14 protein-coding genes and 1 pseudogene are annotated in these 14,104 nt (G+C 35.5%); 8 read left to right on the top strand and 7 right to left on the bottom strand.

The features are described 5' to 3' along the window. A pseudogene (locus HX124_RS08670) lies at positions 1-84 on the top strand (FAD-dependent oxidoreductase); the annotation flags it as partial. A 262-nt stretch (positions 85-346) separates the two neighbouring features. On the opposite strand, the gene HX124_RS08675 reads toward HX124_RS08670, so the two are convergent. The 3 genes from HX124_RS08675 to HX124_RS08685 form a co-directional block, all read right to left on the bottom strand. Next, positions 347-601: a YfhL family 4Fe-4S dicluster ferredoxin gene (locus HX124_RS08675; RefSeq protein WP_286382282.1), complete on the bottom strand. Its 255-nt coding sequence runs from the start codon at positions 599-601 to the stop codon at positions 347-349. Between the two features lie 2 nt (positions 602-603). Further along, entirely contained in the window at positions 604-2,004 is a 1,401-nt protein-coding gene (trhP, locus tag HX124_RS08680) for a prephenate-dependent tRNA uridine(34) hydroxylase TrhP (protein WP_286382283.1), read from the bottom strand. A gap of 81 nt (positions 2,005-2,085) precedes the next feature. Next, positions 2,086-2,496, bottom strand: a complete 411-nt coding sequence (locus tag HX124_RS08685; RefSeq protein ID WP_107008654.1) for a Cd(II)/Pb(II)-responsive transcriptional regulator — start codon at positions 2,494-2,496, stop codon at positions 2,086-2,088. Between the two features lie 65 nt (positions 2,497-2,561). Between HX124_RS08685 and HX124_RS08690 the strand changes: the two genes are divergently transcribed. The 7 genes from HX124_RS08690 to HX124_RS08720 all read left to right on the top strand — a co-directional run bounded on the left by HX124_RS08690 (position 2,562) and on the right by HX124_RS08720 (position 10,054). Then, on the top strand, positions 2,562-3,188 hold the full coding sequence (locus HX124_RS08690) for a cation efflux transmembrane domain-containing protein (protein WP_107008655.1): 627 nt from the start codon (positions 2,562-2,564) through the stop codon (positions 3,186-3,188). Positions 3,189-3,462: 274 nt separating this feature from the next. Next, entirely contained in the window at positions 3,463-4,101 is a 639-nt protein-coding gene (locus HX124_RS08695; protein WP_107008656.1) for a vWA domain-containing protein, read from the top strand. An 85-nt stretch (positions 4,102-4,186) separates the two neighbouring features. Then, the gene (locus tag HX124_RS08700) at positions 4,187-4,828 is read left to right on the top strand and encodes a TerD family protein (protein WP_107008657.1); all 642 of its coding nucleotides are present in this window, start codon (positions 4,187-4,189) and stop codon (positions 4,826-4,828) included. Positions 4,829-4,864: 36 nt separating this feature from the next. Next, positions 4,865-5,500 carry a vWA domain-containing protein gene (locus HX124_RS08705; protein ID WP_286376904.1) on the top strand — a complete coding sequence of 212 codons (636 nt, stop codon included), beginning with the start codon at positions 4,865-4,867 and terminating at the stop codon, positions 5,498-5,500. A gap of 122 nt (positions 5,501-5,622) precedes the next feature. After that, complete coding sequence (locus tag HX124_RS08710) at positions 5,623-6,675, top strand: TerY-C metal binding domain-containing protein (protein WP_286376903.1); 1,053 nt, start codon at positions 5,623-5,625, stop codon at positions 6,673-6,675. Positions 6,676-6,709: 34 nt separating this feature from the next. Beyond that, positions 6,710-8,461: a PP2C family serine/threonine-protein phosphatase gene (locus tag HX124_RS08715; protein WP_286382284.1), complete on the top strand. Its 1,752-nt coding sequence runs from the start codon at positions 6,710-6,712 to the stop codon at positions 8,459-8,461. A gap of 63 nt (positions 8,462-8,524) precedes the next feature. Beyond that, positions 8,525-10,054 carry a helix-hairpin-helix domain-containing protein gene (locus HX124_RS08720; protein WP_286382285.1) on the top strand — a complete coding sequence of 510 codons (1,530 nt, stop codon included), beginning with the start codon at positions 8,525-8,527 and terminating at the stop codon, positions 10,052-10,054. 66 nt (positions 10,055-10,120) lie between these two features. Here HX124_RS08720 and HX124_RS08725 read toward each other — a convergent pair whose 3' ends face one another. From HX124_RS08725 to HX124_RS08740, 4 genes are read right to left on the bottom strand one after another with little or no spacing between them, the layout of a single operon-like run. After that, positions 10,121-11,053: an HpcH/HpaI aldolase/citrate lyase family protein gene (locus HX124_RS08725; protein ID WP_286382286.1), complete on the bottom strand. Its 933-nt coding sequence runs from the start codon at positions 11,051-11,053 to the stop codon at positions 10,121-10,123. A 4-nt stretch (positions 11,054-11,057) separates the two neighbouring features. Further along, on the bottom strand, positions 11,058-12,212 hold the full coding sequence (locus HX124_RS08730) for a cysteine protease StiP domain-containing protein (protein ID WP_286382287.1): 1,155 nt from the start codon (positions 12,210-12,212) through the stop codon (positions 11,058-11,060). Further along, the gene (locus HX124_RS08735; protein ID WP_286382288.1) at positions 12,205-12,987 is read right to left on the bottom strand and encodes an HAD family hydrolase; all 783 of its coding nucleotides are present in this window, start codon (positions 12,985-12,987) and stop codon (positions 12,205-12,207) included. The genes HX124_RS08730 and HX124_RS08735 overlap by 8 nt, the downstream gene beginning before the upstream one ends. Continuing rightward, positions 12,977-14,098, bottom strand: a complete 1,122-nt coding sequence (locus HX124_RS08740; protein ID WP_286382289.1) for a phosphoribosyltransferase domain-containing protein — start codon at positions 14,096-14,098, stop codon at positions 12,977-12,979. Before HX124_RS08740 ends, HX124_RS08735 begins: the two co-directional genes overlap by 11 nt. Positions 14,099-14,104: the final 6 nt, after the last annotated feature.

Raw genomic sequence — 14,104 nt, forward strand, 5'->3', positions numbered from 1 at the left:
TATAAGCAAATCATCATTGCTGCGGGTGAAGGTGCTAAAGCCTCTTTATCTGCCTTTGATTATATTATTCGTTCTGGTCAGTAATTGGAAAAGCAGCCAAAGTTAGTATTTATAGACTTTGGCTGATCAGACTTAGATTTCCTCTTGATAGGAATTGAGTACCTAACAGCTCAATTCCTTTTTTTATGTCGAATAAAATTTAGATTTTAAATAAATTGAAAGCCACATGTTCCCCAAATTTCCCCAATAACATGTGGCTTTCGTTTCCCCTACAATTTTTTTGTTTTTGACTGAATGAAATTGCTATTCACAATTTCTTTATTATTTGTGGTTGTTTTTTATGCTTTTATTTATTCCATAAATTAAGACCATGAAACTTTTCTAAGAGTTGTGCCTGTGTTTCACGATATTCTGGATGTGGTTTTATGCATTCAATGGGGCAAACTGCAATACATGTTTGATGTTCATAGAAACCGACGCATTCTGTACAACGCTCAACATCAATTTCATAAATTTTTTCACCTTCAAAAATCGCTTGATTAGGACATTCTGGTACACACATGTCACAATTGGTACATTCATTAGTAATACATAAAGCCATAACTAACTCGCCTTATAAGCTAAAGAAGCAGCAGAAATATCAGTATTTGAATGAGGTAAGTTACGAATAAGTAGAGCAAAACTCATATCTACCTCCGCAGGTGTTGGAATATTCACAATATGCCCTGAACCTTTAGCAGCCGTAATAGTATTGCCTTGCTGGTCATACATTTCAGTGAGTTCAAAAGTGATATTGCCTGAGGTTGTCATCAACTCTAATGAGTCACCCACAACAAAACGATTTTTCACATCAATTTTCAAGTAATTTTCATGTCGTTCCAGTATTTCACCAACAAATTGTTGATGCTCAAAACGTGATGAACCTGTTTCATAATTTTGATATTCAGAATGTATGTGACGACGTAAAAAGCCTTCGGTATAACCACGATTTGCTAAGCCTTCAAGTTGTGTCATCAATGCAGAATCAAAGGTTTTACCTACCATTGCATCATTAATCGCTTGACGATAAATTTGTGCAGTACGTGCGCAATAAAAATAAGATTTGGTACGACCTTCAATTTTTAAAGAATGGATTCCCATTTGAGTTAAATGCTCTACATGCTGTACAGCACGTAGGTCTTTGGAATTCATAAAGTATGTGCCATGTTCATCTTCTTCTGCGGCAAACATATCTTCATGATTTCGTTGTAATAAAACTGGTTCGCCAAATTTATTTTGATTTTGGGCGTGTTGCTCGTCGGCATCTTTATAGGTGCAGCAGCTTGATGTTGCCTCCAATTGTTGAACTGGAATAACATCCCCAAGTACATCTTCTGCTGCTTCGTGAACTTTATAATCCCAGCGACAAGCATTGGTGCAAGCGCCTTGATTGGCATCACGTTTATTCATATAGCCTGAAAGTAAGCAACGACCAGAATAAGCCATGCAAAGTGCACCATGTACGAAAACCTCAAGTTCCATATCAGGGACATTTTGCTTAATTTCTTTAATTTCTTCGAGTGATAATTCACGTGATAAAATCACACGAGTTAAGCCCATTTTTTTCCAAAACTGAACTGTTGCCCAATTTACAGCATTGGCTTGAACTGACAAATGAATAGGCATATCAGGAAAATGCTCACGGACTAGCATAATTAATCCTGCATCTGACATAATCAAAGCATCAGGTTGCATCGCAATAATGGGTGTTAAATCTCGAATAAAATTTTTAAGTTTAGCGTTATGTGGCTGAATATTCACAACAACATAAAATTTTTTAGTTAAAGCATGGGCTTCTTCAATGCCTGTTTTTAAATGCTCATGAGTAAATTCATTGTTACGAACACGCAAGCTATAACGCGGTTGACCTGCATAAACTGCATCTGCACCATAAGCGAAGGCATAACGCATATTTTTTAGCGAGCCTGCTGGAGAGAGAAGTTCTGTTACGTAAGAAATGGTCATGAAATAAAAGGCATAAAAAAATTATGGTTTTTATTGTAGACAGATAAAAAAATGATTCAACCTAGTAAATTAGTAGGAATTTCAATAATTTTCAGCCTCAAGCTGTTTTAAAATTTCACAATGATGAATACTTTGTGAATTAGGGCAAGATGCTCTTAGTTGAATCAGTTGTGATTGAAATTTTATTAATTCATCAATTTTATCAGTAACTTGTTGAATATGATCTTCAATCATAACATTGACTTTTTCACAGCTTTGATTTGGATTTTGTTCAAGTTCGATTAAGGTTTGGATTTCTGATAATGAAATATCAAGTGCTCGACAACGTTTAATAAAGACTAATCGTTTGATGCTATTTTCATCATAATAGCGATAATTATTCGCTGCACGAAAGCTGGGTTGAAGCAATTTTCTCTTTTCATAAAAGCGGATGGTATCGGAACTTAAGCCAGTTTTTAGGGCTAAATCTTTAATTAAATAATGTGTCTTCATTGTGCTTGACCTTGGAGTTACTTCATAGTTTTGAATAAGAATAATACATCATGAGGACTTTGAAAATGGCATGTACTTGTAGTCATGAACCTGCACCTAAACAACCCAATAGCAAGTTTCGTACAGCACTTTGGATTGCGTTGGTGATTAATCTTGCTATGTTTTTTGTCGAGTTAATTGGTGGTGCATATGCACATTCTTCTGCGTTATGGGCAGACTCACTCGATTTTTTTGGTGATGCCGTAAATTATGCCATTTCTTTGGCTGTTTTAGGTGCAAGTTTATATTGGCGTGCTACTGTTGCATTGGCTAAAGGTATTGTGATGGCAACTTTTGGTTTAGTGGTAATTGTTAAAGTCATTTACGCTTATATACAAGGCATTCCACCTGAAGCATTAACAATGGGTGCAATAGGAATATTAGCACTGATTGCAAATGTGGTTTCTGCGGTTGTGTTATATGCATTTCGTGATGGTGACTCAAATATGCGCTCAGTCTGGTTGTGTAGTCGTAATGATGCCATTGGAAATGTTGCGGTAATTATGGCGGCAATAGGTGTTTTTGGCACAGGAAGTATGTTTCCTGACATTATTGTTGCAGTAATTATGGCTGTTTTAGGTTTGACAGGAGGTTATCAAGTGATTAAAAAAGCACAAGAAGAACGAAAAACAGAAGTTCATTTGAGCCATTAAAAGACAATTTTGCAAAAGACCACCGATTTGTGGTCTTTTTTTATTGCTTGATTCAGTAAGATTGATTTATAGCCTAAAAAGACAAATTTGTGATTTGAACAATAAAAATTATTTAAAAAAGAATAGAGTTCATTGCATTATTGAATGTATATTAAGAAAAATGATATTTAATAAAAAATGAAAAAATCAGGACATTTCTCTATTTTAATTTTTGATATTTAGGCTAAGATGCTTTTAATTACAAATTTTAAAATTGATAAAAAAGGACAGAATGATGAGAAGATTACCTGTTTATTTATTGCTAGATACCTCAGGATCTATGTTAGGTGAGCCGATAGAAGCCGTAAAAAATGGGGTCGAAATGTTGGTTTCATCTTTAAGACAAGACCCTTATGCTTTAGAAACCGCATATCTTTCGATTATTAGTTTTGATACCAAAGCAAAGCAGTTAATGCCATTGACTGAATTAGCCATGTTTAATACACCTAACTTACAAGCAACAGGTACAACTCAACTGGGTGAAGCCCTGTCTTTATTGGCAGATCAAATAGAACGAGAAGTCCAAAAAACCACGCCAGATACACGAGGAGACTGGAAACCATTGGTTTTTATTATGACAGATGGTGCGCCCACAGATGACTGGAAAAAAGGTTTTGAAAAATTAAAAAAAGTTAAAACAGGTATGGTGATTGCATGTGCAGCAGGACACAATGCTGAAACTGCAATTTTAAAGCAAATTACAGAAGTTGTTGTGGAGTTAGCGACAGCAGACTCAAATACCATCAAAGCATTTTTTAAATGGGTATCTGCAAGTATTTCAACAGGCAGTCAGAAAGTAGATGCAGGTCAAAAAGAAGTGACGGGTTTAAGTGATTTACCACCACCGCCACCAGAAGTGAATGTTGTATTGTAGTTTTGAGTCTTTATAGGCTTGGACAATGAAATTCTAGGTTTCAATTGCCCTCAAATTTTTAACGAAAAACAAAAAGGAAAATAACGTGGGAATTACACTCGCAAAAGGACAAGGTCTTTCATTAGAAAAAGCAGACAATAACTTGTCATTGGTAACCATTGGATTAGGTTGGGATATTGCTGAGCAGAAAAAAGGCTTTTTAGGTGGACTATTTGGTGGGCAAACTGCTGAATACGACTTAGATGTCATCGCTTTTTTATGTGATAACAATGGCAAGGTTCAAAATTTGGGGCGAGATGCTTCAGGGCATCCGACATTAAATAATAGTGATGTAATTTTTTTCAATAATTTAAAACATCCATCAGGTCATATTTGGTTAACAGGAGATAACCGAACAGGTGCGGGTGATGGTGATGATGAACAAATTATTGTGAAATTAAATTCATTATCAACTGCTTATCATAAAATTGTTTTTATTGTGCAAATTTATGAAGGAAATAAAAATAAACAACATTTTGGTCAGGTACAAAATGCTTTCATTCGTGCTGTTGATGCGTCGGGTAAAGAAATGGTACGTTTTAACTTATCAGGGCAAGGGCAGTATGAACAACAACGATCATTACTTTTTGCTGAATTAGTACGTGAAAATTCAGGTTGGAAATTTAATGCGATAGGTTCATCTTCACCTTCAGATAATTTTGTTGAATGGCTAAAAGATTACGTTTAAAACTAGACCTAAATCGTTAAATAGATAGAGAATAATATGCGTCGACTCCCTGTTTATATTTTATTGGATACTTCTGGCTCTATGCGAGGAGAGCCCATTCACTCTGTAAATGTTGGTTTACAGTCGATGCTGAGTGCATTAAGGCAAGACCCTTATGCACTTGAAAGTGTATATCTCAGTGTGATTACTTTTGATATGCAAGCAAAGATTTATTTACCTTTGACACCTTTAGATCAAGTGCAATTGCCTGATATTGAAGTTCCAAGTGTTGGTGCAACGTTTATGGGTGCTGCACTTGAATTATTGGCTGAAGATGTGCAAAAAAATATTAAAAAAAGTACAGAAGATCAAAAAGGAGACTGGCGACCTTTACTTTTTTTAATGACTGATGGCTCACCTTCAGATGTTTATGCGTATCAGCAAATCATCCCAACGATCCAACAACTTAATTTTGCTACAATTGTTGCATGTGCCGCAGGACCTAAAGCAAAAACTGAAGCTTTACAGCAACTGACTTCACAAGTGGTTGTGTTGGATTCGATGGACTCAAGTTCTTTTGCGAGTTTTTTTAAATGGGTATCAGCGAGCGTTGTTGCGGGAAGTAGTAGTGCTGGTGTTGTTGATAATATTGAATTGCCACCACCACCTTCTGAGATCCAATTGGTGTTGTAATAGACGTGACTGAACAGTTTTTACTGATTGTATATCTGTAGTGTCATGATTTTCTGATTTTAAATTTACACTCAAATACAGATTTTATAATAGGCAACGAATAACAATAAAAGGGTGATTTTATGCGTCGACTACCAGTATTTTTTATGATTGATTGTTCAGAGTCTATGGCTGGGCAACCCTTAAAAGCAGTGCAAGAGGGGGTAGATTTTATTATGAGTAGTCTACGCACCGACCCTTATGCTTTAGAAACTGTATATATTTCTGTCATTGCTTATGCTGGTATTGTACGAACTTTAGTCCCATTAACAGAGTTATTTGCTTATCAAAAATGTGAATTACCCTTAGGTGGCGGAACACATTTAGGTAAAGCCTTACAGCATTTAGGCAGAGAAATTGATCGCTCAGTGATTAAAACCACAGCAGATGTCAAAGGCGATTGGAAACCCGTCGTTTACTTATTTACCGATGGTCGCCCTACGGATGAGTATCAAAGTGCGATTCAAGAATGGAAAGCTCAATATGGTCATCGAGTGACGATGATTGTCATTGGATTGGGGCAAGATGTTGATTTTTCAATTTTAAAAGAATTAACAGAACATTGTATTTCAGTCGATCAAATTGATCATGAATATGTCAAAGGTTTATGTAAGTGGATTAGTGCATCAGTCGTATCACAAAGTGTGAGTGTAGCAAAATTTCAAAATGCCGAAGAGTTGCTTCCACTTGATCAGCGTTATATGAATTTAGCCAAATCAAAATTAACATTTAGAAAAAGTCATGCTGATGATCGAGTTGTCACATTTGTTGGACGTTGTCAAAAATTACATCATCCTTATCTTTTAAAATATAGCCGAAATTTACAATATGGCGGTTTATCTGATTTAAATATTAATCTTTATAATTTTAAGTTAGAAGCCTGTGAAGCCATTAGTGAAGAGTATTTTAGTTGGACAGATCATAGTGCAGAAAAACCACAAATTAATACTTCAAAATTAGAAGGTTGGTCGCAATGCCCACACTGTTATGCCGATACCGCTTTTGCGATGTGTGGTTGTGGTAATTTGATGTGTTATGACGGCTATAGCGAGTATGTAACTTGTCCGTGGTGTCATCGTCAAATTAGCTTTTCCACAGAGGGCGGCGATTTTGATCTAACACGTGGGCAAGGTTAGAGCATCTTAAAATGGGTCATTTTAGAGGGATATTATGCAAGAGTTAGCGTGTAAAATAAAAAAAATTTTAGCAGTCAATGATCTTGGTTTAGATGAACAATTTATTGATTTCTTTAAAACAGAGCAGCAGTTACAACAATTATCTAGATTGATCTCTGAATTAAAAAAACAAAGCTCAATACAACCTGTACTCAATACGATTTCAGAACCTCATCAAGTTGAAAATAAAACTGAAATCGCATCACAAGATGCCATGATAGACAAAGCCTTAGATTTAAATATTGAAAATGCGGTCGTTGTGGTTGAACCTGAACCAACTAAAAATAACTTAGATGTAGAAGATAAAGAGCAAGATCATTTAGAACAAAATACAGCACTTTTATTTGACGCTCAGCTTGACCAGAAAATTGATTTAGAATTGCCCCAAGAACATCTTATTATAGAGACAGAGCAAAATGAGCAAGATCAATTGAAATTAAGTGAGATTTTAATTGATCCAGAGCAAGCCAGTACTGTACCTGAACAACAAGCACAAATTGAAAAAAATAGAGCAGAGATCACAGATGTGTTTAAATCAAAAATGATCAATGAGTTAAAATTCCAAGTAGATAATGCACGTGCAGGGCAAGAATATTGTTCAAAAATTCAAGTGATATCTACATTAGTACCAGAAAATATTGAATTTATTACTGAAAGTTTTAAATTTCCCAATGAGCAATTTCAGTTTGATGAACCATCACAAAGTATTCAAGGTCAACCCACTGAAGCTGACGAGTTTAATTTTTCATTTCAATATCGTGTGAATCATGAAATATATACAGGACAATGCCGTATCAATGTAATCCCAGACCCTCGTAGTTTATGGAAAGTGATAGAGCCTAAAGAAGGTCAAGCTTTTATTAAACTTCATACGGATCAATTGTGCATTGATACAGAAAATTATCAATTAATTGCAGCAAGTCGTCGTGGACGTTCACATGAACATGCGGGCAGTTTTAGAGATGATGATTTTTGTATTGCACATATTGCAAAAAGCTCTTGGTCTATTTTAGCCGTTGCAGATGGAGCAGGAAGTGCTGAATATTCTCGTGAAGGTTCTCGTGTTGCTGTAGAGATTGTACAAAAAGAATTTCAACGATATTTTAATGAATATACGATTGATGCTTTGGATGCTGATATTAAGTTATGGCAAGTAGATCAGCCGCAAGAAGCTGAAACACAACGTATTGCGAATAAATTAAACCAACAATTTTATAATGTATATTATGAAATTTATCGTTCTATTTTGACGCAACTCGATCAACTTGCACAAGAAATGAATGTTGCAGCGAAAGCATTTTCGACCACACTTTTGGTTGCGGTGATTTATCAACATCCTGAAAAAAATCTAATCAGTACTTTTTCGGTTGGAGACGGCGCTATTGCTGTTCTCAGTGATGATATGGTACGTATGATGAATGTTGCTGATGGTGGTGAATATGCAGGGCAGACTAAGTTTTTAGATCGTAGTATTCATCATGAGTTAGGTAGTCGTATTAAAATTGGCTGTTTTAAAGATTTAAATGCCGTATTGCTAATGACCGATGGTATTTCAGATCCAGTTTTTGAAACAGATGCGGGTTTGGCAAATCAGCAAAAATGGCTAGATTTATATGCAGAATTACAACCTATTTTTGCTCAAACTCAACCTGAGCAAGCGCTTTTAGAATGGATGCATTTCTTTAAAACAGGGCATCATGATGATCGTACTTTAGCGGCATTATGGAAGAAATCTTCTGAAAAATAGTACGGGTTGTGGAAAATAATCTAGTTTTGAACTAAAAATATTTAAAAATCAGGTAGTCAAGCAATGTCGGCAAAAATCGTAAAATGTACTACAGTTGATGGACGTCCAATCGAATTTGTAGATGAGGTGATTGGATCAGGTGCCATGAAAGATGTCTATTTTTCACCTGATCGTAGTTATGTTGTATGTTTTTTTAGTAAAGAAAAAAATAAATTTTATGAGTCTAAAGCTGCATTTGAACAGCAAAAAGACCGCTTAAAAGAAATTGTGGGTAATAAATGGCAAGGTATTTTTAATGGTGTAGGCGGCGATTATTGGAAAAATATTTTTTGTTGGCCAGATGGTTTGATTGAGCATAATAATCTACTTGGAATTACGGCTCCAACGTATAAAAAACAGTTTTTCTTTGATTATGGCTCAAAAAATAATGATTTTTTAAATATTAAAGGGAAAGAAAAAGAAGGAAAGTGGTTTGCAAGTGCGAATAATCAAAACCGTTTCTTGGATGATCGAGAAAAAGGAACTTGGTTAAATTATTTAAAAATCAGTATATTGATATCACGTGCAGTACGTCGCATGCACGCTGCAGGTTTGGCACATTCAGACTTATCCTATAAAAATGTGTTGATAGATCCTGTGACAGGGAGTGCCTGCGTAATAGATGTTGATGGTTTGGTTGTACCAGGGAAATTTCCACCTGATGTTGTAGGAACGCCAGACTTTATTGCGCCTGAAGTGGTGATGACAAGCCATTTATCTAAACACGATCCTCAGCGTATTTTACCCAGTATTGCTACAGATAAGCATGCACTTGCAGTATTGATTTATATGTATTTACTGTATAGACATCCTTTGCGTGGTGGTAAAATTCATGATGTAGATGATCCACAAAAAGATGAAAACCTAGCGATGGGAGAGCGTGCTTTATTTGTTGAGCATCCAACAGATCAAAGTAATCGAGTAAAAGCGAATCAACTCAAACCTTCACAGTTACCTTGGGCTGATCCCGCACAAATTCCCTATACTGTGACAGGACCTTATTTAACTGAGTTATTTAATCGAAGTTTTATTGATGGTCTACATGATCCTAGCAAGCGTCCTTCAGCAAATGAATGGGAAATTGCTTTGGTGAAAACAGTGGATTTGGTACAACCCTGTTTAAATTCAGCATGTAGTCATAAGTGGTATGTATTTGATAATACAACAAAACCGAGTTGCCCATTTTGTAAAACAGCATTTACAGGAAAACTCCCTATTCTAAATTTATATTCAGCGCGACAAGGTTCAAGTTATCGTCCTGATAACCATCGTTTAATGGTATGGACAGGGCAGTCTTTGTTTGCTTGGCATGCCAATAGTATGATTGCACCAAATGAGCGTTTAACGGCTGAACAAACAAAACGTAAAGGGTATTTTGTATTACATCAAGATCGTTGGTGGTTGGTCAATGAAGACTTACCTGACTTGACTGATGTCCGTACCAAGACTTCTATTCCAATTGGTGGAAAAGTAGAACTTACAGATGGCGCACAAATTTTATTATCTAAACAGGATGGTGGGCGTTTGGTGGTGGTGCAAATGGTTGAGGCTTAGCGCTTATTGTTTAATATAGATTTAAAAAAATGGCGAAAATTTTCGCCATTTTTAGCTATTTAAGTTTTAAGCATTTAATTTGAACACATCATTTTGATGTGCTAGGTTGGATTTATCTAAACCAAAAGTTTTATAGCGTAATAAGACCATTTCTGCCCAATTACGATGTGTTGCAGGCTCAAGCATTGATCCCTGACTTTTAAATACACTTTTAGCATCAATTGCTAGGACTTGTTGCGCTTCTTGAAATTCGTCTACAGAAACCTGAAAAGCTTTGTGAATGAAATCAATTTGAGAGGGATGAATTGCTGTTTTGGTATAAATACCGTTGTTCATATCTTGTTCGAGTTCACTTAAAAGAATCTGAGTATTTTCAATATGTTCACATACAGGTGAACTTAACTGAAAACCTGCAGGAATAAATAAACCTGCTAATTGTGAAATTAGCATACCTACAGGTGTTTGATAAATCGTTGTATTTTTAGGTCGACGTAAATGTAAGCAAGACAATAGGTCATTGCCACCAATTCTTAAACATAAGGTTTTATGAAAGTCATATTTTAAAGCTTGTTGTAACTCAACATTATGCCCCATATCAAAAATTTCTTTGGTTTCAAATGTTGGCATAAGATGAATGTGTGAGGGTAAAACCTCCATCCATTGCATTAAATTATGTAAGGTAAACTTAGGTAAAATCATTCCACTGATTGTGTGATTAAAATCCCAGTCAACAATATATTTTGCCATTTCAATATGACGTGGTCGGATAAAAACAGCAGGTGCTTTGAAGTCTGGATGTTCAGAACGGCGTTGTAATAACGCTTTTAAATTGACCATAGCCGTTTGTACATCTTTTTCTAACACAGCATCTTCTAAACAGACTGCAATAGATTTTAAATTTGGAAATTTTATACCTTGGGTGACTTCCCATAAATTTTCATGAGTTGCGGGAATATACATGGTCGCGCCAAGTTCTATAGCATGTTGTAATTGTTTCATGATTTTATTTTCCAACTTTTTTTATTAAGGTCACCGCATGATATGGACCTAAACGAGAACCTAAAATATCGATAGGAACATTTTGTTGTTGTGCAAAATGCAGCAATAATTGAACATGTGGATTGTTTTCATCGCGAATTAAAATTTTTTCAGGAACGCGGCGTAAAACAGCACGTGTGGCTTCAGCAATACTTGGTTTAATATGGTTAATATTTTCAATTTCATATTGTTTAGCAATCCAATCAACTGTACTTAAACAAAGTTGTTGTTGCTGTAGACGAATGTCATTGTTCCATTCAATGCTAGATTGAAGATGTTGTGTATCAATAATTTTTAAAATATCTTGAATAAATTTTACAGATAAATCATGATCTTGTAGGTGGTTGTAAATGATACAATCATGCCATTTTGCAGGATTAAAACAATCTTGTTCAGCTTCGGTTTGTAAAATCTCCTCCCTTAAAATGCTACGAGATGTTAAACCTGAAATCACTGAACCTAAAATACCAAAAGGAATAAGCCAGTCATCACAACTAGCACTTAACCATGAATATCCTCCTAAATCGGATAAGGTAACAAGGCGAGGAATAGTCCAACCTTCATCAAACAATGCAGGATAATCTTGTAAACTTTTTGTTAATTCACGGCAAATAGCACCTTTACCTGTCCAACCATCAACAAAAACAATATTTTCAGCACCATGTTGTTGGATAATGGCATTTAAAGCAGCAAAATCTATACCACGATCTCGAATAATACTAATACCATAATGAAAACATTGTTGTTGTTTCGCAATGCAATGTTTTAACAAGACACCTAAAGGAATACCCGCACGGACTAAGCTGACTAAAATAATCGGTTGCTTTGGAAAACGAGTCATCAAAGCTTGACCAAGTTGCTGTACTTCTTGTGCCAAACGTTCCGCGCCATGTACAAATGCATGCTGAAAATGTTTTAAATGTTCAGCCGTTGGCGCTTTTTCTTCACTAATCATTTCTGAGTAGTGTTTTTTACCCGATTGAATCAGTCGTTCTTTTTCTGCGACAGGGGTCGCTTTGATCTGAGTAATATTGAGTAAAAATGTAATATCTTCTGGGCGATAAGAACCATGAAAACCTAAATCAGCTAAGATTGGGTTGATATCATTTAAATTAGACATGTCCTAAGAATCCTTTCTGTCGGTGATCATTGATGAGGTTTTGTGCTAAAAATTGGTCGAGTTGACTATTTTTTGGCATGCCAAACCAATCACAGCAGCTTAAAAAACCTGCATCTGAGAGACTATCGCCCCAACCTAAAATAGCACGTTCGCCTTTTGGATCATGTTTTTCAATAAAAAATTCAACTGCTTTTTGTTTCGAAACAAATTTTGGAATAACCGCTAAATTATTGCCATTGATATGAATATAACAATGCTCAATCACTTCGGCTGGTAAATGTTCAACCAATTGATCTAAGAACAAACCAGTCTCTGGCTGATTTTGTTTAGCGACTGAATATATTTTTAGCCCATTTTCTTCGACTGTCCAAGTGCGGATTGAGCCTAAATCTTGTGCAGTTTTTAGTAAAATATCAGGTAATTCATGTAATAATTCATTGAATTGTGCAACAGCTTGTTGTTGAATATTAAACCAATCTTGATCAATATTTTGTTGATGGTCAATGATTGTGCCACCATGTGAGCATACCGCACCATATTGAAATGGTAAATGTACACGTTTTAAGGCTTCTACAGAACGGGCGGTGACAGGAACAACCTCAGCAGATGCAAATAGCCAATTCACAAAAATCTGTTGCTTAGGTTTCATATACGATAAAGGCTGTCCACTAATATCAGTCGTTGCAATTTTATGCAAATCTGTGGGTGTCGATTTACGATTGGTTTGAAATAAAGTATCGTCTAAATCAACAAAAATTAATGGCTTATGGTTCATAGCTAATCACTTCTAAATTTTCAATTTGTGCAAAAAGTGCAGGATCTACACTATTTTTTTCTGTTTCAACGACCAATAAAACGCGGTCAAATTTTTGATGTTTCACGTTATAAGCGTAATTATTAATATTAAGCCCATAGTTGTCAGTAAATGAGCAAATGCTTTGGATGGCATGTCCTTGCATAATAGGAGAGCGTGTTGTAGAGCTATAATAAACTTCAGCACCTTGTTGCTCTAATTGTTCTGCAAGTAAAAAGGGAATCCAACTAAACTCACCTGAGCCTAAAACTAGAATTTTTTCATGAGGATGTTTAAGTTTGACGTTAGACCATGCTGTACAGTCTAAAAAGCTAGGTTCACGCCCCCAGTTATGTGGAGCAATAATTTTCTGTGCTTCCTGATTGGTTTTATTCACATCAGGCATATGAATCTCAATGGCTTTATCATTATCTTGCCATTGCCAATGCCCATGTAACAAAGACACTACTTCAATTGGAACACCAACATCTAAGTCATCTAAATGTTGTTCTGCCCAATTCACTAAAGTCACTAAAATAATACGTTCAACTTGTGCTAAACCTGCTTTTTGTAAACTTAAAATGAGATTTTTAAAAGTTTTGCCAGTTGAAATCTCATCATCAACTAAAATGAGCGTTTTAGAATCAATAATATGCTGATGTTTTTTAGGATCATGACTGCTTAAGATAAATTGATCTTGTGCATGACTGTGTTCTTCTAAAAATAATCCTAAAGTGGGTAGAGCATCAACAGGATGACGTGTTGTAGTTAAAAATAAAGCATTCTCAGCAAAATCTTGTTTTAACTCACGATAAATGCCTGCACCTAGACCTACCGCCGTTTCAGCCATCCCAATCACTGAAATCGGATAAGGAAGGTCTTTAGGAATTAAAGCAGATAAATCAGCATAACTCCGCTGCATTGTTGATGGTGCAACAGGAATATGTTTGCCTAAGACTTTGGAAACAAACAAAAATGCGCGTTTAGGATTAATTCTTTCTGCAAAATCTAATAAATGATCTAAATCCCAATCAGGATGATGTTGACGAACTGAAACACGAATACAACCACGACTTAATTCAATTTCTTTCATTAATTA

The sequence above is a fragment of the Acinetobacter sp. 226-1 genome (assembly GCF_030329325.1).
Classification (GTDB): Bacteria; Pseudomonadota; Gammaproteobacteria; order Pseudomonadales; family Moraxellaceae; genus Acinetobacter; species Acinetobacter sichuanensis.